The 23,189-nt window shown below is 26.7% G+C and carries 23 protein-coding genes; 10 read left to right on the top strand and 13 right to left on the bottom strand.

Annotated features, from left to right (window positions below; genetic code table 11):
* The first annotated feature begins 50 nt into the window (after positions 1 to 50).
* Complete coding sequence (locus I2E98_RS09315) at positions 51 to 761, top strand: ABC transporter ATP-binding protein (protein ID WP_195468644.1); 711 nt, start codon at positions 51 to 53, stop codon at positions 759 to 761.
* Positions 754 to 2,343 (top strand): hypothetical protein, encoded by a 1,590-nt coding sequence (locus I2E98_RS09310; RefSeq protein ID WP_195468643.1) that lies wholly within the window; start codon positions 754 to 756, stop codon positions 2,341 to 2,343. The genes I2E98_RS09315 and I2E98_RS09310 overlap by 8 nt, the downstream gene beginning before the upstream one ends.
* A gap of 71 nt (positions 2,344 to 2,414) precedes the next feature.
* Here the strand turns inward: I2E98_RS09310 and I2E98_RS09305 are convergent, their stop codons facing one another.
* Together I2E98_RS09305 and I2E98_RS09300 are read right to left on the bottom strand one after the other, a co-directional pair.
* Complete coding sequence (locus I2E98_RS09305; RefSeq protein WP_195468642.1) at positions 2,415 to 3,200, bottom strand: HAD family hydrolase; 786 nt, start codon at positions 3,198 to 3,200, stop codon at positions 2,415 to 2,417.
* A 24-nt stretch (positions 3,201 to 3,224) separates the two neighbouring features.
* Positions 3,225 to 3,989 carry a DeoR/GlpR family DNA-binding transcription regulator gene (locus tag I2E98_RS09300; RefSeq protein WP_195468641.1) on the bottom strand — a complete coding sequence of 255 codons (765 nt, stop codon included), beginning with the start codon at positions 3,987 to 3,989 and terminating at the stop codon, positions 3,225 to 3,227.
* A 229-nt stretch (positions 3,990 to 4,218) separates the two neighbouring features.
* Here I2E98_RS09300 and I2E98_RS09295 point away from each other — a divergent pair, with 229 nt between their 5' ends.
* The 3 genes from I2E98_RS09295 (at position 4,219) to I2E98_RS09285 (ending at position 6,349) form a co-directional block, all read left to right on the top strand.
* Complete coding sequence (locus tag I2E98_RS09295) at positions 4,219 to 4,563, top strand: helix-turn-helix transcriptional regulator (RefSeq protein WP_195468640.1); 345 nt, start codon at positions 4,219 to 4,221, stop codon at positions 4,561 to 4,563.
* A 131-nt stretch (positions 4,564 to 4,694) separates the two neighbouring features.
* Positions 4,695 to 5,855, top strand: coding sequence for an FtsW/RodA/SpoVE family cell cycle protein (locus I2E98_RS09290; protein ID WP_195468639.1), 1,161 nt, complete (start codon positions 4,695 to 4,697; stop codon positions 5,853 to 5,855).
* Entirely contained in the window at positions 5,855 to 6,349 is a 495-nt protein-coding gene (locus I2E98_RS09285) for a VanZ family protein (RefSeq protein WP_347708025.1), read from the top strand. The genes I2E98_RS09290 and I2E98_RS09285 overlap by 1 nt, the downstream gene beginning before the upstream one ends.
* A gap of 299 nt (positions 6,350 to 6,648) precedes the next feature.
* Here I2E98_RS09285 and I2E98_RS09280 read toward each other — a convergent pair whose 3' ends face one another.
* The 3 genes from I2E98_RS09280 to I2E98_RS09270 form a co-directional block, all read right to left on the bottom strand.
* Positions 6,649 to 7,311, bottom strand: coding sequence for a hypothetical protein (locus tag I2E98_RS09280; protein ID WP_195468637.1), 663 nt, complete (start codon positions 7,309 to 7,311; stop codon positions 6,649 to 6,651).
* A gap of 219 nt (positions 7,312 to 7,530) precedes the next feature.
* Complete coding sequence (locus I2E98_RS09275) at positions 7,531 to 7,983, bottom strand: DMT family transporter (RefSeq protein ID WP_195468636.1); 453 nt, start codon at positions 7,981 to 7,983, stop codon at positions 7,531 to 7,533.
* A gap of 14 nt (positions 7,984 to 7,997) precedes the next feature.
* Positions 7,998 to 8,420 carry a DMT family transporter gene (locus tag I2E98_RS09270; RefSeq protein ID WP_195468635.1) on the bottom strand — a complete coding sequence of 141 codons (423 nt, stop codon included), beginning with the start codon at positions 8,418 to 8,420 and terminating at the stop codon, positions 7,998 to 8,000.
* A 160-nt stretch (positions 8,421 to 8,580) separates the two neighbouring features.
* On the opposite strand from I2E98_RS09270, the gene I2E98_RS09265 reads away from it, so the two are divergent.
* From I2E98_RS09265 to I2E98_RS09255, 3 genes are all read left to right on the top strand, one after another.
* Positions 8,581 to 9,273 carry a cyclic nucleotide-binding domain-containing protein gene (locus tag I2E98_RS09265; RefSeq protein ID WP_195468634.1) on the top strand — a complete coding sequence of 231 codons (693 nt, stop codon included), beginning with the start codon at positions 8,581 to 8,583 and terminating at the stop codon, positions 9,271 to 9,273.
* 89 nt (positions 9,274 to 9,362) lie between these two features.
* Positions 9,363 to 10,100, top strand: coding sequence for an ATP-binding protein (locus tag I2E98_RS09260; RefSeq protein WP_195468718.1), 738 nt, complete (start codon positions 9,363 to 9,365; stop codon positions 10,098 to 10,100).
* Between the two features lie 57 nt (positions 10,101 to 10,157).
* On the top strand, positions 10,158 to 10,367 hold the full coding sequence (locus I2E98_RS09255) for a cold shock domain-containing protein (protein ID WP_195468633.1): 210 nt from the start codon (positions 10,158 to 10,160) through the stop codon (positions 10,365 to 10,367).
* 58 nt (positions 10,368 to 10,425) lie between these two features.
* Here I2E98_RS09255 and pulA read toward each other — a convergent pair whose 3' ends face one another.
* A complete protein-coding gene (gene pulA, locus I2E98_RS09250; RefSeq protein ID WP_195468632.1) occupies positions 10,426 to 13,854 on the bottom strand; it encodes a type I pullulanase in 3,429 nt (1,142 codons plus the stop codon).
* A gap of 294 nt (positions 13,855 to 14,148) precedes the next feature.
* Here pulA and I2E98_RS09245 point away from each other — a divergent pair, with 294 nt between their 5' ends.
* Positions 14,149 to 15,561, top strand: a complete 1,413-nt coding sequence (locus tag I2E98_RS09245) for an MDR family MFS transporter (protein WP_195468631.1) — start codon at positions 14,149 to 14,151, stop codon at positions 15,559 to 15,561.
* 47 nt (positions 15,562 to 15,608) lie between these two features.
* Here the strand turns inward: I2E98_RS09245 and I2E98_RS09240 are convergent, their stop codons facing one another.
* The 3 genes from I2E98_RS09240 to I2E98_RS09230 all read right to left on the bottom strand — a co-directional run bounded on the left by I2E98_RS09240 (position 15,609) and on the right by I2E98_RS09230 (position 17,691).
* Complete coding sequence (locus I2E98_RS09240; RefSeq protein WP_195468630.1) at positions 15,609 to 16,028, bottom strand: NINE protein; 420 nt, start codon at positions 16,026 to 16,028, stop codon at positions 15,609 to 15,611.
* 107 nt (positions 16,029 to 16,135) lie between these two features.
* Positions 16,136 to 17,152 (bottom strand): D-alanyl-D-alanine carboxypeptidase family protein, encoded by a 1,017-nt coding sequence (locus tag I2E98_RS09235; protein ID WP_195468629.1) that lies wholly within the window; start codon positions 17,150 to 17,152, stop codon positions 16,136 to 16,138.
* A gap of 152 nt (positions 17,153 to 17,304) precedes the next feature.
* Positions 17,305 to 17,691, bottom strand: a complete 387-nt coding sequence (locus I2E98_RS09230) for a zinc ribbon domain-containing protein (RefSeq protein WP_195468628.1) — start codon at positions 17,689 to 17,691, stop codon at positions 17,305 to 17,307.
* A gap of 186 nt (positions 17,692 to 17,877) precedes the next feature.
* On the opposite strand from I2E98_RS09230, the gene I2E98_RS09225 reads away from it, so the two are divergent.
* Positions 17,878 to 18,714, top strand: coding sequence for a patatin family protein (locus tag I2E98_RS09225; protein WP_195468627.1), 837 nt, complete (start codon positions 17,878 to 17,880; stop codon positions 18,712 to 18,714).
* Positions 18,715 to 19,015: 301 nt separating this feature from the next.
* On the opposite strand, the gene I2E98_RS09220 is transcribed toward I2E98_RS09225, so the two are convergent.
* From I2E98_RS09220 to I2E98_RS09205, 4 genes are all read right to left on the bottom strand, one after another.
* Positions 19,016 to 19,261: a hypothetical protein gene (locus I2E98_RS09220; protein ID WP_195468626.1), complete on the bottom strand. Its 246-nt coding sequence runs from the start codon at positions 19,259 to 19,261 to the stop codon at positions 19,016 to 19,018.
* Between the two features lie 97 nt (positions 19,262 to 19,358).
* The gene (locus I2E98_RS09215; protein ID WP_195468625.1) at positions 19,359 to 20,984 is read right to left on the bottom strand and encodes a Na/Pi cotransporter family protein; all 1,626 of its coding nucleotides are present in this window, start codon (positions 20,982 to 20,984) and stop codon (positions 19,359 to 19,361) included.
* Between the two features lie 208 nt (positions 20,985 to 21,192).
* Positions 21,193 to 22,275 (bottom strand): ABC transporter ATP-binding protein, encoded by a 1,083-nt coding sequence (locus tag I2E98_RS09210; RefSeq protein ID WP_195468624.1) that lies wholly within the window; start codon positions 22,273 to 22,275, stop codon positions 21,193 to 21,195.
* 17 nt (positions 22,276 to 22,292) lie between these two features.
* On the bottom strand, positions 22,293 to 23,189 hold the full coding sequence (locus tag I2E98_RS09205) for an ABC transporter permease subunit (protein WP_195468623.1): 897 nt from the start codon (positions 23,187 to 23,189) through the stop codon (positions 22,293 to 22,295).

Raw genomic sequence — 23,189 nt, 5'->3', positions numbered from 1 at the left:
CATAAATAGATAATTTACAATATATAAACTTATAAACTTTGGAGGAACTTATGAAACTTAAACTTAATAACATTACTAAAAATTTTGATAACAAAAAAATACTAGATAGTGTAGATTTTACTTTTGAAAAAGGTAAAATTTATGGACTTCTTGGTAGGAATGGTGCTGGTAAAACTACTCTATTTAACTGTATAAGCGAAGAACTTCCTTTAGACTCTGGAAGTGTATCACTTATTAATGATGAAGGATTAGAAAAAAACATAGACTCATCTAACATAGGCTATGTCTACTCTGATCCTATATTACCTGATTTCTTAACTGGTTATGAATTTATTAAATTTTATATAGATATTCACAAGGATAAAATAAAGAATTTGCTTACAGTTGAAGAATATTTAGAATTTATAAAAATTGAAGAAGATGATAGACATAAACTAATTAAATCATATTCATTTGGTATGAAAAATAAAATACAAATGTTATGTTACTTAATTACTAAGCCAGATATTATACTATTAGATGAGCCTCTTACTTCTTTTGATGTTGTAGTTGCTTTAGAAATAAAAAATCTACTTAAAGAAATAAAAAAGGATCATATATTAATATTTTCAACTCACATACTTCAACTAGCTGTAGATTTATGCGATGAGCTTGTAATCTTAAAAGATGGAAAGCTTTCTTTAATTGATAATAACATATTAAAAAGTGATAATTTTGAAAATGAAATTATGGATATTTTAAAGGAGGACATCCATGTTTAAAGTGTTTTTTAAAACATATGAAATTTCTCTTGCTCAAAAGATTAATATGTGGATTTATTACATAAAGAAAATTCCACTTTTAGGCAAGAAAATACCTAATACTCTTTATAATACTGGTAATCTTAAATTTGTATCTAGTATTATAATTAGAATTTTTAGCTTTCTATTTGGATTTGCTAGAAAATATTTATATATTTTTATAATGATTATAATTCCAGCTATGTTTATAGCTGAAAAAACAAGCATTAATGTTTCATCTATTCAATTTCATATATTTTTCTTTTTAAGCTTTGTAACTGGATCATTATTAAATAATCAATTTACAGATAACATTCTTACTGATTTTTATATGATTAATTTAATGAGAATAAATGCAAAAAAATATTATTTAAGTAAAATATTATTTTCATACTTTGAATATTTAATATATTTTATATTTCCTATTATGCTATTAAATTGTACATTTATTGAATCACTAATAATTACTTTAGAATTTATCGCATTTAGGAGTATTACTCAAGCCTTATATGTATTACTTTATAATTGCTTTAACTTTCAACTATCAAATAAATGGTACTTTATTGTTCCTGTTATGCTAATTCCATTAGTTATTGCATATGGAGCGCCATTTATAGGTTTTTCGTTTGATTCAAAAATTCTATTACTTAATATTACATTTATAGTTATTATTTTGGTTTTATCACTGATAGCATTTTTATATTTATTTAATTATAAAAAATACTCTTTATTATCTAAAAATATTATTTCTAAAAATGATCTTAATACATTAAATACAGTTTCTTCTGAAGCAATGTTTATGGACGTAAAACTTAACGAGAAAAACTTATCCAAACTTGATTTAAAAAATGATAAGCATAAAGAGAAGCATGGACTTAATTATTTAAATGCTAAATTTATTGAAAGACATAAAAAAATAATAATTACTCCTATTCAACATAGAGTTCTTATTATAGTTATTTTAACTATAGCAGCTTCAATATTTGCCATAACAACACCAGAGTCTCATAAAACTTTATCTCCAGCCATTTTAAGGTCAAGTGGATTCCTTGTTTTTATTTTATATTGTAGCTCAATTGGTGAAAAAATAACTAAAGCATTTTTCTTTAATTGCGATAATAGTTTACTTAGATATAATTTTTATAAAGAATCAAGCATTATATTATCTAATTTTAAATCTAGATTAAAAATAACTATTATATTAAATTTAATTCCAGCAATATGTATAGGGCTTGGACTATCATTAGTATTAATACTTGCCAAGGGTGATATTGTAAGATTTATTCCTATATTCATTAGTATAATAACATTATCTTGCTTTTTCTCTATACACTACTTATTTTTGTATTATATTATTCAACCATATACATCTCAATTGACTGTTAAGAGTCCTATTTATAAAATAGCCTCATTTATAGTTTATATAGCTGCATATAGTTGTCTTCAAGTGGAGACACAGTCTATATGGTTTACTCTTACTGTAATATTAGTAACTGTTATTTATGCTTTAATAGCATTAACCCTTGTTTATAAGTTTGCTCCCAAAAACTTTAAACTTAAATAATCTACAGAGTAAGCTATTCTTTAAAAAGTATAAAAAGGCCTAGCTAACTAGTCCTTTTTATACTTTTATATTTAATTATTTAATATTGCTTTTATAGCATGTACAACTCCACTTTCATCATTGCTCTTAGCTCTAAATCTTGCTACCTTTTTCAAGTCATCATGAGCATTTTCCATAGCATAACTATGATAAGCACTACTCATCATTTCTAAATCATTTAAATAATCACCAAATACCATGGTTTCTTCATGCTTTATATTTAATAGCTCTTGAACTTCTTCTATTGCAACACCTTTATTTATTCCCTTTGCAGTTATATCAAGCCAAATTTCACCTGATACTGCAATTTGAGCTTTGTCTCTATAATCCTCGTAATATTTATTACTATTATTTTCTGATCCTGCAAAATCACAAATTGTAACCTTTAATATATCATCTTCTATTTTAGTTAAATCTGATACTATTTCATATCTTGCATAATATTTTTCTGTCTGCTCGATTAATCTTTTATCAGAACTTTCTATATATGCAGCTTTTTTCCCACAAAGTATTACATAAGAATTTTTTATATTTCTACCTACTTTAATAAGCTCTCTTGCAAGATTTATATCTAAAGAATTAACTACAAGTTCCTTTCCCTTATACACAACAAATGTTCCATTTTCAGCTATAAACATCATCTTCTCTTCAATACCTTTAAATCTTTCTAAAAGGTTATAGTATTGTCTTCCACTTGCAGCTGCAAATATTATTTCTTTTTCCTGAAGTTCATTGAATACTTCGTAAAACCCATCTTGTATTTCATTACTTGAATTTAATAATGTTCCATCCATATCTGTTGCTATTAATTTAATCATATCTTTTACTCCTTAATTTGCTTATTAACATATTACCTTTACTTCTTTTTGGTTTAAAATTTCTTTAATGCTTTCTTCTGGTTCTTTTTCAGTTACTATATAATCTATATCATCTAAAGTTGCAAACTTATAAGCTCCATCTTTATATAACTTTTCATAATTTGCTACTATATATCTTCTTTTACTGCATCTTAAAATCTCATTTTTGACAGCTGCCTCATCATAATTAAAATTACTAATAAAATTATCTTCTACATTAATTCCACCAGCACCAATAAACGCCTTAGTAATTTTAAAATTCTTTATTTGTTCTACTGCTGCACTTCCCACAGTTCCCCCTAATCTTTTATTATAATGTCCACCAATTAATATTACATCAACATTAGGTGCTCTATCAAACTCCATTGCAATTCTATTCATGTTTGTTATTACTGTTAAATTTTTCTTTGTATCACTTAACATCATAGCAATAGTATGATTTGTGGTTGAAATATCTAAAAAAATAATGTCATTATCTTCAATAATATCAACAACTAACTTTCCTAGATATGATTTTGATTCTAAGTCTACAAGAACTCTAGAATTAGTTTTCTCAGCATATGATGACTCTCTTTCTAATATTGCTCCTCCATAAGTCCTCTTTACCTTACCTTCTTTTTCAAGTCTTTGTAGATCCTTACGAATCATACTTTCAGAAACATTAAACTTTTCGCTTAATTCCTTAACTAATACTTTTTTTTCTTCTTTAATAATATTTAATATCTCATTTAATCTTTCTTCCATAAACATAAATAAATAACCTCTTCTCTATATCACTTAATTACCACTTTGTTATCATTTATTATCATTTGTTACCACTTACATCTTATACCTTATAATCTAACTTTTCAATCCCCTAGGAGCTATTAATTTATTTTTCAGTAAAATATTATATATTTTATTTACTTTTCTATAATATAGTAATATAATTATACCTAGATATTCGATGTATTGATTTACAATGTATGGTGGTGAATTTATGAAAATTAACAAAGAACTATTAAAAGGTAGTACAACGGTTCTAATACTTAGTATTCTTAATCGCAAAGATATGTATGGTTATGAAATGATTAAAGAAATAGACCTACTCTCTAAAGGTATATTTTCCTTTAAAGAAGGCACTCTCTATCCAATACTTCATAATCTAGAAAGTGCAAATTATATTGAATCATATTGGGATGATTCTGCTGGTAGTAGAAAAAGAAAGTATTATAAAATAACAACTAGTGGCAAAAAACTTCTTCTTGAGAAAGAAGCTGAATGGAAGCTATTTAGTGAAACTGTAAATAATGTTTTATGGGAGGCGAATTTATGTCTAAAGTAGAAAATAATAAAGTTAATGAATATATAAATAAAGTTTGTAGTTTAATAAAAAATAAAAAAGTTCATCCAGAAATTAAATAAGAATTATTAGGTCATATTAATGATATTATTCAAGATTATTTAGAAATAGGCATGCCTTTAGATATTGCAACAGATAAAGCATTAATGCATATGGGTAATGCAGAAGTTATTGGCCATGATTTGAATAAAGCTCATAAATCAAACTCTGATTGGATTCTTTTAATAATGACAACTTGCTTAATATTTTTTGGATTTTTAACTACAGCATTCCTTCAATTAAATAATTTTAATGACGGTTATTATATAAATTATATTAGTAAGCTATTAGTGTTTTTAGGAATTTCTATTGTATTGTCATTATGCATTATAAAATTAGATTATAGAAGTTTAAAAAAATATTCTCTTAGCCTTTATATAATTAGTATTTCTTTAATCTTACTTACATTGACTTTTTCTTTACCTGTAAATGGTATAAAACGTTGGTTAATAATAGGTCCTTTTTCTATTGATGACTTAGCAGTTACCCCTATATTATTAATAATTTCTCTTTCTGGAATTTTTGATAATTATAATTGGAATAATAAAAAATCATTATTTAAAGGTCTTACTTTAGTATTCATACCTGTAATATTATTTATATCATTATCATCATTATCTACAATAATAATATACTTAATTGCGGTCTTTACAATTATGAATATATCTGGCTTTAAACTAAAATATTTAATTATTGCTTCTGGTGTCTTATGCTCTATATTATTACTATCTATTTTTAGTACAGACTATAGAATAGAAAGATTTTTTATATTTTTAAATCCTGCAAAAGATATAGATAATACTGGTTGGATTTATAATCAACTAAATATATTAAGAAATTCTGCAGGATTATTTGGTACTGGCTCTACTGTTAATACTTCAACTCTTCCAGATGCTAATATGGAATTTGCACTAACTTCAATAATTTACTGCTTTGGATGGATTGTTGGAATAATTGTTATTGCCTTAGTCTTATCATTTATTATAAGAATTGGCTTTATTTCTAGTAATACTAAAAACACTTATGGAAAACTTTTAGTAAGTGGACTTTGTTCTTTATTTGCAATTCAATTTATATTAAATATTTTAGCTAACTTTTCGCTTTCTCCTATTTTAAATATAAATATGCCTTTTATAAGCTATGGTGGAAGTCAATTAGTTATAAATGTACTTTCTATTTCTATAATCAATAATGTTTATAAGTTTAGAAATGTATCTTCTAGTTTATCTAATTAATAATATATAAAATAGAATTTGAAATTAAAAAGGGGATTAATTACATTCCCTTTGTAGAAACAATAAAGATGTTTAGAAATGACTTTGCAGATATACATATCGCACTTTATAACGTTATAGGTAATATATTATTATTTATACCATTAGGATTTTGTATACCTTTATTTTTTAATAAAAAAAATAAATTAAGTAAAGTTATATTATATGGATTTACAGCTTCTTTAATCATAGAAGTACTTCAACTTTTTACACCATATAACATCACTGATATAGATGATATTATATTTAATACATTTGGTACTGTTATAGGATTTATAATATTTAATATTATTTATACCATATTAAAAAACTATAACATTGGAGATTTTATTAGAAATCTTAGTAGTTCTTTTGATGGTAATTTAATCTTATTATTAGCTAAACCTATAGGAATAATGATTTTACTTTTTACAATTGTCTCTTTTGTATTATTATATAGGATGCTTATTTTATAGTATCCTTTTTCAATAATAAAAATGTGAAGTAGGATAACAACAAACTATCTACTTCACATTTCTTTCTTATATATTATAATTAAATCTCTATCTATTTGCTTTTTTATCTCATCATTCAAGTAATATTTGATAACGACTTTTTTAAAACTAATTCAAGAAACGATACTAATAATAATTCATTAGTTTATGGAAGACTTTATAAAAAATAAATAACTTTTCTAAAAATAATAGTTTAGAATATTTTCAAGTTGTATCAAAAGATAAATATGAAGTATTACTTACACTTTATTTTTTTGTATCTACTTTATACAACAATACATAGTGTTTTCATTAAGCTCTGCTAATTTTTCTTTATAATTAATTGGATATATAATATTACTAGGAAATACTACTTTTTTTACCTTATTACCCTCAAATTCATAAGAATACATGTCTACATTATACTTAAATTTGAATTTATCCCTATTTATATGAAATTCTTTTTTCTTATTTCTATTTACAGATTCTAATCTAATATATTTATTATTATAATCATAAAGAAAAATAGAGTAATTTGGAATTAAACATACTAAAACAACTAATAATCCTATTAGTAAAAACAATTCAATATAAACCCAAAAATTATTATTTTTACTTAAATTCAACATAATATTCTGTGCTATTAATATAACAAAAATGTCTTCTTTACAAACGTTATATCTATTAACAGCAAATATTAAATCTTCTTTATTCATAAGCTTTATTAATTGCTCTAATATAGCCTTTTCATTTTTATTTACATTACAAACATTAAACTTTCTAATAGCTTTCCCATATAATATTGTTATTTTATACTCATCATTCATAAATGCTGCTCTAATTTTATTTCTTTTTAATCTTCTTTTTCCATACCATTTATAAAATATAATTTCATCATTAGTAATTTCAATATATTTTTCATTATTGTAATTATTTATAACCATTTTTACCTCTCACTATTATATTTCATTCTAATTATACAACAAATTAGGAATTATGTTAATATTATACTTATTATTGTATAAAAATAGATGTATCAAAATAATTATATGAATAGTACTAACAAATTATCTCATAATTTTAGTTATAATATTCATATTAAATTTTTGATACATCCTATTATCATTTATACTATTAACTAGCTTTTTTAGTTTTTTCTTTTTCTATTCTATTACTGCTTTATTTTCTTTTTCATCTATCTTAGAGTTATAAAAAATACCTAATACAACTATTATTGCTCCTAAAAGCTTTTTCCAAGAAAAATCCCCCATTACAATTGCATCTATAACAATTGCACATAACATTTGGCCTGAAAACATTAATAATGTACTATATACTACCGGTATCTTAGGAATTACTATATTAGATGTATATACTACTATAACACCAATAACTCCACCTAAGAAAATATACAATGGCATTCTGCTCATATCTATAATTGATGGCGCTGATGCACTACCTATTCCAATTAAAATAAATACTCCACCTATAAGTCCACCTATATAATGAATTATTGTACTTTGAATTAAACCTATTTTCTTTCCAAGTGTTGAGCTTACTATCATTGATAAAGTAGTTAATACTCCACCTAATATGGCTAATAAAATCATTAACATTCTTAATCCTCCCCTTATGCCATTGTCATAATAACTAATCCAACAAAAACTATAAGAAGTCCCACAAGTTTTTTAGGATTAAATTCATATTTAGTTAAACCAAATAACCCAAAATGATCTACCAATGATGAAAATACTAATTGTCCAAATACAGCTAATGCTGTTGTTAATGCAACGCCTATACTACCTATTGTAATTACATTAACTAAAGTAAGCATAACCCCAAAAATTCCCCCTAAAAATAAATAAAATGGTATAGCTTCCTTTATTACCATCTTTTCTTTCTTAAATGCGGCAACTATAAGTATGGCAATAAGTCCTACTGTATGGATAATCACTACAGAATATGTACTACCAACATAACCTTCTAATCCACTATTAAGAGATATCATAATAGAAATAAGTGCCCCTATTAATAATGCTAAAATATTATACATTTTAATTCCTCCGTTTAAATTTCTAGAAACATATTATCAAATAGATACAATAATAAAATAGGACATTTGTCCTATTTTAATTTTAATAGTATACTCATCTTATATAAATTGCTAATTTGATATATATTAATTAAGCTTATCTATATTTAAAGGAGTACTTATGAAAAAACTTACTAATAAAGATATGATTATTTCTTATATTAATAAATATTATTTACATTCTTACTTAAATAAAAATTTATTAAACTCTCTAGAAATACATACATTCAATAAAAATGAATATCTTTGTTCATTAAATGAAAAATTATTCTATCTATATTTTTTAGTAGAAGGAAAATATAAAGTAACAACCTTACTTTCAAGTGGGAAATCACTACTTCTTTGCTTTAATACCCCACTATCAGTAATGGGTGATATTGAGTTTATAGAAAATCCATATGCCGATTGTAATGTTCAAGCCTTAGAACCTTGCATGTGCTTAGCATTACCATTAAATAAGATAAAAGAATATGGATATAATGATCCAGTATTCTTAAGATTTATAATATCATCTCTTCAAAAAAAACTTAGACGAAACTCAAGTTATATGAGCATTAATATACTTTCACCAATTGAAAACCGCTTTGCAAGCTATTTAGTTTCATCATTACCAACAAATACTTCTGGAGAAATATTGGTTGATATTGATGGCATTAATAATTTAGCCGAACTTTTAGGCTCTAGCTATCGTCACTTAAATAGAGTTATTAAAAATCTTTCCGATTTAAAAATTATAGAAAAAAATAAAAATATAATCAAAATTTTAAATTTAGAAAAATTAACATTGCTTGCTCAAGATATTTATAGAGATTAATTAAGATTTTCATTTGTATTTTTATTTGTATAAAAACTAGTGCTTTGTTAAAATATCTAAGTATTAAATTTCGGAGGTCAAAATATATGATGCAAAAATTACTTAGCAAAACTCGTCAAGCTATAAATGATTTTGATATGATACAAGAAAATGATAAAATTGCAGTTGGATTATCAGGTGGAAAAGATAGTGTCACTCTTCTTCACATATTAAAGAATTTCCAAAAATTCTCTCCAGCAAAATTTGAACTTATAGCAATAACTTTAAATCCTGGTGATGTTGATAATGGACCTCTTCACAAATTATGTAAAGAAATAGATGTTCCATTTTATGAAATCCAAACTGATATTGCAAAAATAGTATTTGATATAAGAAATGAAAAAAATCCTTGCTCTCTTTGTGCAAAACTAAGACGTGGTGCATTAAATGATGCTGCTCAAAAATTAGGTTGTACAAAAGTTGCTTTAGGTCATCACAAAGATGATGCTGTTGAAACATTTGTTATGGCTATGTTTTATGAAGGTAGAGTTAACTGTTTCTCTCCAAAATCTTATATGGAAAAATATGATTTAACTATAATAAGACCTATGGTTTATATCGATGAATATATGATAAAAAAGGCTGTTAAAGATTATAATTATCCTATAATAAAAAACCCTTGTCCTGCTGATGGCCATACTAAAAGACAAGATGTTAAGATGTTAATTAAAAATCTTAATGGAACTTTCCCTAATTTAAAAGATAAACTATTCTCAGCTTTAAATAATAAAGATCAGCTTTTTATTTGGGATAAAGACGAAATAGATAAAATAAATTCCAAGGTATAAACTTTACCTTTTTGCAGAAACTAATATAGATTAGTTAAGTATTAAGGAGATTTTTTTATGTCAAGTTACACTGGTACAGTAAAATGGTTTAATGTAGAGAAAGGCTATGGTTTTATTTCTGCTAATGATGGAAATGATATATTTGTTCATCATTCTCAATTAAAAGAGAATGGTCCTGATAACACTTTACATGAAGGTGAAAATGTATCATTTTCCATAGCTGATGGACAAAAAGGGCCTATGGCTATAAATGTACATAAACTTTAAAAAAAGTGGTAGATGAATTTTTATTCTCTACCACTTTTACTTTATTTAATATAAAACATTATGCTTCTCTTTTCTTAGTTTTTATAACAAATACTCCTGAAGCAACTAATCCTAATGCTATAGCAACTATTACTAAAGAATTTCTTCCTCCTGTTTGTGGAATTTCTTTAGCTTTTACAGTTACATTTATAGTTAAAGTTGTTTCATTATTATCACTATCTGTAACTTTGTATGTTACTTTATATTTTCCTGCCTTTTTAGTATTTACAGTGTTTTCAACAACTTTAATACTAGAAGTTAAATCTCCATCTTCCTTATCAGATGCAGTAACTCCATTTAATGCATCAAATTTATCTCCAACTTTTAATTCTAAATCCTCAGCATTAATAACTGGTTTCTCATTTGTTTCTGGATCTACATCTACTGATGGTTCTTTTTCTTCTTCATCATCGTTAAGAGATTCATTATAACTATTAGTATCTACTAAAACATAAGATGCTTTTGCAGGAACAACTACTTTATTTCCATCAACAGTTCCTAATGATTCAACTCCAGCTTTCTCACCATTTACTACTATTGTCCAATCACTTGAAGGTAACTCTACTTCAACTAGATTTTCATTAGAGTTAAATATTACAGCAATATTATCCCATGAATCATTTGTTTGTTCACCATTTAAAGTATACGCAACAACATTTGAGTCAGTAACATCTAAGAAGTTAAGTGCTGATTGTATATCACTAGTTGTATTCATTCTAAATGACTTATGAGATTTTCTTAAAGTTATTAACCCCTTATAGTACTCAAATAAATCATTATATTCTTCTTTTCTTGTCCACTCAATTTTATTTACACTATCTGGTGCATTATAGCTGTTATGATTAAAGCTTCCATCTTCATTAACCTTTGTTCTAGCTATTTCTTCCCCAGCTTGGAAGAAAGGAATACCCTGTGAAGTTAATACAAGAGCTGCAGACATTTTATTCATAGCTAAAAGTTCTTCTTCTGTTGCATCTGGATTAGTAGTTTGTAACTTATCCCATAAAGTTAAATTATCATGTGCTGATGCATAATTTACAGTTTGATATGGTTGATTTGCCCATGCAGTAGTTCCATAACCTGAATATTGATTTGGTCCTCCTGTATATTCAACTTGGTCATTTTGTGTTGATGCAACTATACCAAATTTTATAACATCTTCAAGTCCATCAAATCCATTTACAAATCCAGGAGTAGCATCTTCAAACACGTGTCCTTTTATAGCATCTCTCATATCATCACTAAATGCAGCTATTTGTAAGTCTCCATATTTAACAGTATTAACTTTTAATGCTTGTTCTTCACTTGATAATGGTGAATCTCCACCAGTCCAACCTTCTCCATATACTAATATACTTTCATCTACTTCATTTAAAGTAGTTCTTATTTCTTTCATTGTTGTTATGTCATGAAGTGCCATTAAATCAAATCTAAATCCATCAATATGATATTCTTCAGCCCAATATTTAACTGAATCTACCATCATTTTTCTAACCATTGAACGTTCAGATGCTAATTCATTTCCACATCCAGATCCATTAGAAAAACCACCATCACTATTTTGTCTATAATAGTAATCTGGAACTGCTAAATTTAAGTGAGAATCAGCTGTAGCACCTGTATGATTATAAACAACATCCATTACTACTCTAATTCCAACCTTATGAAGTTCCATTACCATTTTCTTAAATTCTTCAACTCTAACTTCTGCACTATAAGGATCTGAAGAATAAGAACCTTCTGGTACATTATAGTTTTGAGGATCATAACCCCAGTTATATTGTGCTTGATCTAATTTTGTTTCATCTATTGATCTATGATCAAAAGTAGGTAATAAGTGTACATGAGTTATTCCTAATTCTACTAAATGATCTATTCCCGTTTTTATATCGCCATTGCCAAATAAAGTTGTACCTGATTCCCACATACCATTGTACTTTCCTTGAACTTCCATAGAAGCACCAGATGAATTATCGATTGTGAAATCTCTTATGTGTAGCTCATAAATTATAGCATCTGTAGCATCTATAAACTCTGGCTTAACATCATTTTCCCAACCTTCTGGATTAGTTGAACTTAAATCAATAACCATTGCTCTATTACCATTTACTCCAACAGCTTTTGCATATGGATCTGTAACTTCTTTTTCTACTCCATTATTAGTTACTAAGTAAGTGTAATAAGTTCCATTTAAGTCTGTATCAACGTCTACAGTCCAAATTCCATTTTCACCTTTAGCCATTTCTTTAACTTCTTTAGCATCTACACCATTTCCTGCATCAAATAATGCTAACTTAACACTTGTTGCAGTTGGAGACCATAAAACAAAGCTTGTCTTTTCTTTTGAATATAAAGCTCCTAATTCTCCATTGTAATGATATAAGTCTGCAAATTCATCTGAATTAAATATCTTACCTAATGTTACATCTTTGCTAAGATATCCATCTATCTCTAAATTATACTCATTAGTTAAGCTTAAATCTTTTTCTGTTACTATTTTACCTGAAGTTAAATTTTCATTAATTTCTAAGCTCTTAACCTTTATTACTTCTCCATTTTCCTTTAATGTTACATTTTCTACATTTAAATCTTTACTCATCTTTACGTTAGTAATAAAACTAATTTCATTTAATGAATCTATTTTAGCACTTGTTATCGCTAAATCCTTAACTGCATCTTCAGCAGTAAAAACTATTTCAGAATTACTTTGAACTAAATATGCATTTATTTCACCATTATTATTTGCATAAGCTAAATTAATAAATCTATCAAATTCAATATCCTTAGCTGACCAATCTGGCTTTCTAATAATGATACCTATTCCCTCTTCTCTTGCATCAACTACATTTTCATATACTATTGAAGTAGTTTTTCCAAAATCATCTTCACCAGTAAATGCATGTCCATCTCCTCCGTGATTTGGATCTAACCAAGCCCATACATCCCACTCATCATAATCATTGTTGAATCTATAGTAATGTACATTTAAAGTTACTTTTTCAAAATCTCTATTTATTTCCTTTAATTCTACATCTTTATCTTCATCTTTATGATTTATAATAACTTCTGTATCCCCATTATCTAAATCTACAAACTTATCAGCTCCAAAATAATTTTCAGCCCATTCATTACCCTGTTCGCTTCTACGAAGAATATACCCTAATTGCCCTGCATCTTTTGATGTTTTTACAACAGCAAATTTACCCTCTTGATCTTCACCTATAAAATCAACACGTTGACCATCTTTTCCTGCTTCCCAAACCCATAGGTTCCAACCATCATAATTGCCATCTGGTCTATTATATCTAATTTTTACATAGACCTCTTCAGAAGCTTTAACACTTACTTCTGGATTTTCAACAGCTTGGACTGAAATTGGTAGTTGAATGAAGGCTATACACATCATTAAACTTAATATAGCAGCCAAAGCTCTCTTAAATTTTCTCATAAATTTTCCTCCCATTGCATCTTATTAAGTAACATTTAATAAGTTATTTTACATATTTCATTATAAGTAAAACTCCGATTCATTGTAAACATTTTCTGTATTGTGAAATTATTCATTTTTTATTACAGTTAACTTGCAAAAAAACTCTAATAATTTCACATATATTATTTTTCCAAAAAAATACAACAAAAATTATGTTTATCATTTGACGCAATTCTTTTTCAAATTTATCTAGTATAATCTATTCTCACTTTTGGAAATATAATTATATAATATAAATTTTGAGGTGATTATATGACTCAAGCATCAACCAAAGATAAAGACTACAATGTAATTATAATTGCAGGAGTATTTCTTTTAGGAGCTTTTATTTGCTATTTAAACAGTACATTTATGAATGTAGCATTGTCAGATATAATGAAAGATTTAAATATAAGTGTCTCAACTGCACAATGGTTAAGTACAGGTTATATGCTTGCCACTGGTATAATTATTCCATTTACTGCCTTTCTTATAGATAAATTTAAAAATAGAACCCTTTTTTTTGTATCTATTGGATTATTTACTATTGGAACAATTATTGGTGCATTTGCAAATAACTTTACAATGCTTTTAACAGCTAGACTTATTCAAGGCTTAGCTAGTGGAATAATCATCCCTTTAATGCAGACAGTATTTATGATTATTTTTCCAATAGAAAAAAGAGGATTTGCTATGGGAATAGTTGGTATAGTCCTTGCTTTTGCTCCAGCTATAGGACCTACATTATCTGGCTGGATAATAAATATTTATCCTTGGAGATATTTATTTTATGTAACTCTTCCATTTGCTATCTTAGATTTAATATTAGGATACTTTTTATTAAAGAATGTAACTGAAAATAACTCTGTACACTTTGATATTATTTCATTTATTGGATCTACTATTGGATTTGGTGGATTACTTTTTGGATTTAGTAATGCTGGAAATTATAGTTGGACCGATATGAGGGTATATTTACCATTAATCATAGGTATAGTTTTTCTTATAATTTTTGTATGGCGACAACTAAATATGGATGAACCTATGCTTAATTTAGCTGTATTTAAAAGCACCGTTTTCACATTTTCTACCATAATTTCAATGATAGCTTATGCAGGATTAATATCATCAGAACTGATACTTCCTATGTATCTTGAAGATGTTAGAGGCTCTTCAGCCTTTGATACTGGATTAACTTTAATGCCTGGTGCAATTGTCATGGGAATTATGAATCCTATTACAGGTAAGCTTTTTGATAAATTTGGAGCTAGATATCTTGCACTAACAGGGTTAACAATTTTAACTTTAGGTACTTTTGGCCTTTCATTTTTATCAGTATCTACTCCTTTAATTTATATAATTTCTATTTATGCTATAAGAATGTTAGGAATATCTATGCTTCTTATGCCATTATCAACATCTGCATTAAATTCATTACATAAAAATTTATATTCTCATGGTAATGCTGCTAATAATACTTTAAGACAAGTAGCCGGCTCTATTGGTACTTCTTTAATAGTAACCTTGATGAGTAAATCCACAATTTCATCTGGATATACAGATCCAGCTAAAGCCCAAGTATATGGAATGAATATTTCATTTGCTTGTACTGCTGCATTAACATTACTAGGTCTCATAATTGCTTTCTTTGTAATAAAAAAGAAAGAAATAGTAGTTAAAGATTAAGAATACGGTTTTAATAACCGTATTCTTTTTCTTAACTATTATATTATTTATTCTAAATCATTTCCTTCTGAATCTTTTATCTTTCCTAAAAATATTAATATAGATTCTATTAGAGCCCATATTTGAACAATAACCCATGTTATATCACCAGTAAAATATCCTAAAACCCACAAACTTAATTGCACTATCCCAATCTTAATATATCCTAGATAAAATCTATGTATGCCCATACCACCTAAGAAAAGTGCCAATAATCCTGCCAGTAATTTATTTTTTATCTTTATATTTAATTCATCTATATTATTATTTAACTTTGCACCACAAAATTCACAAACTTCTATACTATGGCTCTTTATTCGTGATCCACATCTATAACAATAATTATCTCCTAGACCCTTTCTAGTTCCACAATTTGTACACTTTAAACTATCGTTGCTTATAAGCTGGCCACAATCCCTACAATACATAACATCCCCTCCTCTCTAAGTTATGGTTATTAAAATTATATGATTAACTTTCATTTTATAGGATTAATAGGTCTACTTAATAACCTAAAAATTATCTTAATTTCAAATTAATATTCACCATAATATTCTTCTAATGTAATCCCTCTTTCATATAACTCTGTTGCAAGATTTATTCCTAAATATCTAAGATGCCACGGCTCATAATTATATCCTGTTATATCCTCTTTCCCTTCTAAATATCTTATAATAAAGCCATATTTATGTGCATTTTCCTTTACCCACACGCCTTCTTCACTTTGACCAAACTTAACATAAAGTTTTCCTCCATATTCAGCTAAGGTTATATCCATTGCTAATCCTAATTGATGCTCACTAGCTCCTGGCGGAGCTGAATATCCACTATATGGATTATATATACTCTTCTGTGTTCTATATGATCTGTACCCAGATACAGCATATAAATATAATCCTTCCTCTTCTGCTGCATTAAATAAATCTTCTAATGCTCTAGCAGCTTCTTCTCTCATATATAAACTATTTTTACTATTCATAGTCCTAACATTAGGTAAAACCAAATCCTCTGGCTTATAATCTGAAGATAAAGTTCTATTTTTATTTACACAAACAGTTAAACTATTTTCATCAAAAATTCCTTCTGATACTATCTTATCTAAAGGTTCCTGTATGATTTCTTCACTTTTTAAAACCCTCTCAACTTCTTTGCCATCTTCATAAGTTACTGTGTAAATCTTTTTATTTTCTCCTTGAACTCCCTCTGAAATAACTTTGATTTCACCCATAGCACTCTTATAATCTTTTACTACTACCTCATTAAAATCAATTTTTTCAATTACTTCTTCTTCTTTTTTATTAATTCTATTAATTACTATATTTTGATTATTTTTAACTTTAGACTCAAGACTATAATTTATTTTATCTTCCTTATTCAAGTTTATATTTAATTCATCAATTACTTCTTTTATATTACCGCATGTACTTTTATGCTCTATAGTAACTCCATCAACTTCTATTGTTATGTTTTTAGGCCTACTTACTATTAATGAATACATAACAGCACTCACAAAAACTACCAATATAATATTTCTTATTATCTTTTTCTTCATTATTACCTCCACCCAATTTTAGTACTTTTATCCAAATTTACTTGTCTATTATAATACATTTTATATAAATTTATAATAAAAAAAATTAAAAAAGATGTCTCTATCTATATGATAAAGACATCCTTGTCTAAATAAAATTATATCAATATGGACTATCTAATTTTCTCACCACAATAAGGACAATATTCAAAATTATCTTCAACTTCTCTATTACATCTAGAACATCTTTTTACTATATAATAACTTTCATAATTATTATTTATTTCTTTCAAATCCCAATATGTAACTTCTACATCTCCCCCTCTTTCAATTTCTTTTCCCTTTTCCTTAGAAATACTAAAAGAAGATTTACATCCATTACAAATTACATAATATTCCTCATTCCATTTAAATAATGGTATAAAGAAAAAATGAAAGAAATTATAAGATTTAATTAACTTTGCTCCATTTGAAATGTTACAATTTTTACAAGAGAAGCTAGTTAAAATTTTAATTTCTTTTATTTTATTATCTATTCCAAATATACCTATAAAAAACAATAACTACACCCTCTTAAATTATCTACTATATAATATATAAACTATAATATTTTACTTATATTATAATCTATTTTTATTTTATATTAAATAGAAAATATTAATTCACCTATTTAACTACAATATTTGTAATAAAATTTATTTTGTTTTATAATTACTAAATAAGAACTTTTAGAAAGGAGTCACTTTATGCCAAGTTTAATTTTAGAAGGTGGAACTTTTAGACCAATTTTTAGTGCAGGAGTAATGGATGCATTACTTGATAATGATATTATCTTCCCTTATTGCATAGGTGTTTCTGCTGGAATAACTAATGGAATCTCATATATTTCTAAACAAAAGGGACGTAATCTTGAGGTTCTAACTAAATATAGAAATGATAAAAGATATTTAGGATATAGAAATTTTCTTAAATGTAAAAGTCTATTTGGATTAGATTTTGTTTTTGATGAAATACCTAATAAGTTAGTACCATTTGATATGGATACTTATAAAAAATATACAGGTAAAGTTTTAATTGGAGTTACTAATGCTAAAACTGGTAAGACAGAATATTTAGATGGAAAAGACCTTGATAATAAAGCTACATCCCTTAGAGCAACTTGTGCTCTTCCAATATTTTTCCCTGTTATAAAAATAAATGATAATGAATATTATGATGGTGGACTTTGTGATCCTATTCCAATAAGAAAAGCAATTGCTGATGGAAATGAAAAGCATTTAATAGTCCTTACTCAACCCAAAGGATATAAAAAGGATCTAAGTAAAAAGAATGTTATTGTATCTAAATTATTAAATCATAAATATCCTAATTTAAAAAATGCTTTTTTAACTAGACATGAATCTTACAATGAAACTGTAAAATTCTGCGAAGAACTTGAAAAGCAAGGTAAAGCAATAATATTAAGACCTGAATATAAATTAGAGAGCTTTGAAAAAGATGTTAACAAACTAAAATCTAGCTATGATCATGGTTATGACCTAGCAACAAAACACTTAACCGAAATTAAATCACTCTTTATCTAAAACTTGAATGCCGTGATGACTAAAAATTGATTATATAATCAATTTTTTCTCTATCACTGGCCCTTAAGCTAAAAGATACAATTTCCTGCACGCCCCCTTATAAGATAACGACTTCTGCTATATTCAATCTGAAAAATCATTAACTAAAAATACTTTAACTTTGATAAAATATATTATCTATATTCTATAAAAATGAAATTATAAAATAAAGGTATAACTTGAATTTATACAATTCAAACTATACCCTTATAAAAAACTATCCTTATAATTTAATTACAAACTACTTTTTTAATTGATAATTCTATAGTATTTTTCTTATTTTAGAAATATCATATTCTTTAATAAACTTTTGCTTATCCTCTGCGTAAACTATTACACTAACCTTTCCTTCTTTATATTTTAAATAGCTTGCTTTCTCTTTACTTCCAATTATATTTACAGATTTTCCACGTTTTAATTCTTTAATATTATTTGAATTACAATACTCACAGATATTTTCAGAAGTAAATACTCGTTGACAATCTAGACAATAATTTAATCTTTTCATACCTATCCTTCCTCCCCCATCCCAAGAATCAATTTACACTAAAATTTATATGTGTAAACTTAAATTTATATAACTAGTAAATATATTAATTCATTTATTATGCATATGTTTTATGTGTATGCTTCTCCTTAACAGTAGCAATATTATTTGCATGATCACCTATCCTTTCAAGATTTGATAAAAGATCAAAAAACATTAGCCCTGCATTTGCATAACATTGCTTAGAATTTAATCTTATTATATTATTATTTCTAAAGCTTTTTTCTAACATATCTATACGCTCTTCAATTTCATTAGCAATAATCTCATCATTGCACTCTCTCTGCTTAAAACATCTTATAGCTATATCAACAGACTCTAAAGTTGCTTTAAAAATTTCTTCAATCTCTTTTAGTGCCTCATTAGATAATTCAATATTATTATCAAGCTTATTTATAGCTAACTCTACAATATTTTCTGCATGATCTCCTATTCTCTCTATATCATTAATTGTATGATACACTTCACTAACTAACTCTGCATTCTCCCCTGGTAAATTATGCTGAGAAATTGCTATTAAATACTCTGTAATCTCTTTCTCTAACGTATTAATAATATTTTCATTTTCATATACATTTTTTATATCCTCATCTTTTCCATAAAAAAATGATTGCATTGCTAATTGAAAATTATCTCTTGCAATTTGGGCCATTCTTATAGTTTCTTTAACAACCTGAGTACTTGCAACAATAGGTGTTTCTAAAAGTTTTTTATCTAAATATATTGCACCACATACTAGCATATTTCCATCATTCGGTAATATTTTATTTACAAGGTTAACAAAATATTTTGATATTGGTAATATAAAAATTGTTATTACTACATTAAATATTGTATGTGCATTTGCTACTTGTCTTGCAACATTATCTGGTGTTAAATATTGTACAAGCATAACTACCTGATCTGAAAATGGTAAAAATATAATAGTTCCAAATATATTAAAGAACAAATGAAGTAATGCAGCTTTCTTAGCTGTTCTATTAGCTGTTAATCCTGCTAATATTGCTGTAATACAAGTTCCTATATTACACCCTAATACAATTGGGAAAGCTATATTCATATCTATATTCCCTGATGCCCCTAATGCTACTAAAATACCTGTAGTTGCAGATGAACTTTGTAATATTGCTGTCATTAACATTCCAATTATCACTCCCAATATTGGAGTCTTTCCCACCAATAAAATAAAATTATTAAATATAGCTAGTTCAGATACTGGCTTCAAGGAAGATGACATTAACCCCATTCCCATAAATAAGATTCCAAAACCTAATGCTATATAAGCTAAGTCTTTAGTCTTTTTCTTCTTTGCAATCATCATAACTATAGCACCTATTCCAATAAATATTGGTGCTATAACTTCTAATTTAAAGCTTACCATTTGAGCTGTAATTGTTGTACCTATGTTTGAACCTAATATGACTCCTGTAGCTTGAGTTAATGTCATTAATCCCGCATTTACAAAACTAACAACCATTACAGTGGTAGCACTTGAACTCTGTATAATTGCTGTTACAACTGTTCCAACTAATACTCCCATTATTTTATTTTTAGTTATTTTTTCTAATATACTTTTTAATTTTTCTCCTGCAATATTTTCAAGTCCATCACTCATTAGTTTCATTCCATACAAGAATAATCCTAATCCACCAAATATACCTGTAAATATTTCGAAACTATTCATATACTCTCTAATTCCCCTTATTTTATTTATAATAAATTTTATTAGATATCCTAAAAATAATATATGAACTTTCATTTATCCCTTTAAAACTATATTCCATATTATATTAAATAAGTACATTTATTAAATATAATTTTTATAGCTCTATGATTTAAAAAGAAAAAAGGTTAAAGCTATATACAAAATAGCTCTAACCTTTGTACTTAAATTAATTTATTCTTAATTCAGTTTCTGCATCAAAGAAATGTAAAGCACCTAAGTCAAATCCAAACTTATGCTTTTCTCCAGCTTCATATGGATGATATCCAGGAACTGTAATAACAAGATCTTTTCCGCTCTTTAATTTAACATATAAAGTTTTTTCTTTACCTAAAACTTCTATTACATCAACTGTACATTCAAATGCATCTTTTTCAGAATCTCCAACAAATCTTTCTGAACGAATTCCTAAGTATACATCTTTACCATTATAACTAGCTAATGCTTTTAAGTCCTCATCTGATGGAGTTAATGATATTAATCCATCTTCAGATACAAATTTCTTTCCATCCATCTTACCTTTTATCATATTAATCGTAGGTGATCCAATGAATTTAGCAACAAACATATTTTGTGGTTTTTCATAGAATTCATATGGTTTACCAACTTGTTGAATCTTACCATCATTCATAAGAACAATCTTAGTTGCCATTGTCATAGCTTCTACTTGGTCATGTGTTACGTAAATAGAAGTTGTACCTAACGCTTTATGAATTCTAACTAACTCAACTCTCATGTGCTCTCTTAACTTAGCATCTAAGTTTGAAAGAGGCTCGTCCATTAAGAATACGCTTGGTTTTCTAACTATAGCTCTTCCTAAAGCAACTCTTTGTCTTTGACCTCCAGATATATCTGATGGCTTAGAATATAAATACTTTTCTATTTGAAGTAATTTTGCAGCCTCATTAACACGTTCATTAATTATATTTTTTCTTTCTTTTCTCATTGATAATGAAAATGCCATATTATCATAAACTGTCATATGTGGATATAAAGCATAGCTTTGGAAAACCATTGCTATATCTCTATCCTTAGAAGCTAATTTATTAACTCTTTTTTCACCAAATATTAAATCACCCTCAGTAATTGAGTTAAGTCCTGCAATCATACGTAATAATGTAGTTTTACCACATCCTGATGGACCTAATATTACACAGAAATCTTTATCTTCAATTTCTAAGTTTATATTTCTTAAAGTAAAATCTTCTCTATTTTCATATTTTTTACCTATATTATTTAATGTTACCTTCATATCTACTATCTCCTATCCTATCCCTTTGTAGCCCCATTTGAAAGACCTGATACTAATTGTTTTTGTAATACAATAAATAGTATTACTATTGGTACTGCCGTTAAAAGTGCTCCTGCTGTAAAGGCTGGTTGATTTATTGTTCTTTCATCTGATATAAGAGTTTGCAGACCTGCTGCTAATGTATAATCAGATGCTGAATTTAATAATACTCTTGGTAATAAAAAATCACCAAATGGTGTTATAAATGACCATAGTCCTATTATTGCAAGCATTGGTCTTGCTATTGGCATAATGATTAAGCTATATATTTTCATACTAGAACATCCATCTATTTTAGCTGCATCATCAAGCTCTGTAGATATTGAATCTAAGTATCCTTTTAATATAATAGTATTACCTGCTATACCTCCACCGGCGTATATTAATATTAACATCATTTGTCTACTAAATACTGGAATTATATCTGATGCTATAGAATACATTGTAAAGTGTGCTGTAATTCCAACGAAAGCTGGTATTGTTTGTATAAGCATAACTGTCATAAGGGATGCTTTTTTACCTTTAAACCTATATCTTGAATAAGCATATCCAGTAAATGAAACTATTATTATTACTAAGATTGCTGTTATAATACTTATATATAAAGTATTACCCATCCATTTTAAATAAAGAGTGTCTTTAAATAATGTTTCAAAGTGTTTAAATGAGAAACTAAACTCTCCACCTATTATAAGTCTATTTGCTTGTGCTCCATTAAATGATGATATTACTACTTGTGATATTGGCCATATTACTATAATTGCCCATGCTATTAAAAATACATAAGATATTGCAAGTGCAATTTTTCCTCCTACAGTAAGAGGTTGCTTATCAGAAAGATATAAATCACTTTTTTTCTTTTTAAATATACTCAT

The sequence above is a fragment of the Clostridium sp. D43t1_170807_H7 genome, assembly GCF_015555905.1.
GTDB lineage: Bacteria > Bacillota > Clostridia > Clostridiales > Clostridiaceae > Clostridium.
The sequence above is the reverse complement of the archived record's forward strand: the minus strand, read 5'-3'. Positions and strand labels throughout refer to the sequence as shown.

What these genes read in the sequence shown, in the direction of transcription:
- I2E98_RS09260 (WP_195468718.1), top strand. Translation starts at nt 9,363, where the DNA reads ATGCAAAAATTACTTAGCAAAACTCGTCAAGCTATAAATGATTTTGAT.
- pulA (WP_195468632.1), bottom strand. Translation starts at nt 13,854, where the DNA reads ATGAGAAAATTTAAGAGAGCTTTGGCTGCTATATTAAGTTTAATGATG.
- I2E98_RS09215 (WP_195468625.1), bottom strand. Translation starts at nt 20,984, where the DNA reads ATGAATAGTTTCGAAATATTTACAGGTATATTTGGTGGATTAGGATTA.
- I2E98_RS09220 (WP_195468626.1), bottom strand. Translation starts at nt 19,261, where the DNA reads ATGAAAAGATTAAATTATTGTCTAGATTGTCAACGAGTATTTACTTCT.
- I2E98_RS09210 (WP_195468624.1), bottom strand. Translation starts at nt 22,275, where the DNA reads ATGAAGGTAACATTAAATAATATAGGTAAAAAATATGAAAATAGAGAA.
- I2E98_RS09305 (WP_195468642.1), bottom strand. Translation starts at nt 3,200, where the DNA reads ATGATTAAATTAATAGCAACAGATATGGATGGAACATTATTAAATTCA.
- I2E98_RS09275 (WP_195468636.1), bottom strand. Translation starts at nt 7,983, where the DNA reads ATGTTAATGATTTTATTAGCCATATTAGGTGGAGTATTAACTACTTTA.
- I2E98_RS09225 (WP_195468627.1), top strand. Translation starts at nt 17,878, where the DNA reads ATGCCAAGTTTAATTTTAGAAGGTGGAACTTTTAGACCAATTTTTAGT.
- I2E98_RS09310 (WP_195468643.1), top strand. Translation starts at nt 754, where the DNA reads ATGTTTAAAGTGTTTTTTAAAACATATGAAATTTCTCTTGCTCAAAAG.
- I2E98_RS09235 (WP_195468629.1), bottom strand. Translation starts at nt 17,152, where the DNA reads ATGAAGAAAAAGATAATAAGAAATATTATATTGGTAGTTTTTGTGAGT.
- I2E98_RS09245 (WP_195468631.1), top strand. Translation starts at nt 14,149, where the DNA reads ATGACTCAAGCATCAACCAAAGATAAAGACTACAATGTAATTATAATT.
- I2E98_RS09240 (WP_195468630.1), bottom strand. Translation starts at nt 16,028, where the DNA reads ATGTATTGTAGGGATTGTGGCCAGCTTATAAGCAACGATAGTTTAAAG.
- I2E98_RS09295 (WP_195468640.1), top strand. Translation starts at nt 4,219, where the DNA reads ATGAAAATTAACAAAGAACTATTAAAAGGTAGTACAACGGTTCTAATA.
- I2E98_RS09255 (WP_195468633.1), top strand. Translation starts at nt 10,158, where the DNA reads ATGTCAAGTTACACTGGTACAGTAAAATGGTTTAATGTAGAGAAAGGC.
- I2E98_RS09270 (WP_195468635.1), bottom strand. Translation starts at nt 8,420, where the DNA reads ATGTATAATATTTTAGCATTATTAATAGGGGCACTTATTTCTATTATG.
- I2E98_RS09280 (WP_195468637.1), bottom strand. Translation starts at nt 7,311, where the DNA reads ATGGTTATAAATAATTACAATAATGAAAAATATATTGAAATTACTAAT.
- I2E98_RS09265 (WP_195468634.1), top strand. Translation starts at nt 8,581, where the DNA reads ATGAAAAAACTTACTAATAAAGATATGATTATTTCTTATATTAATAAA.
- I2E98_RS09300 (WP_195468641.1), bottom strand. Translation starts at nt 3,989, where the DNA reads ATGTTTATGGAAGAAAGATTAAATGAGATATTAAATATTATTAAAGAA.
- I2E98_RS09205 (WP_195468623.1), bottom strand. Translation starts at nt 23,189, where the DNA reads ATGAGTATATTTAAAAAGAAAAAAAGTGATTTATATCTTTCTGATAAG.
- I2E98_RS09315 (WP_195468644.1), top strand. Translation starts at nt 51, where the DNA reads ATGAAACTTAAACTTAATAACATTACTAAAAATTTTGATAACAAAAAA.
- I2E98_RS09290 (WP_195468639.1), top strand. Translation starts at nt 4,695, where the DNA reads ATGCCTTTAGATATTGCAACAGATAAAGCATTAATGCATATGGGTAAT.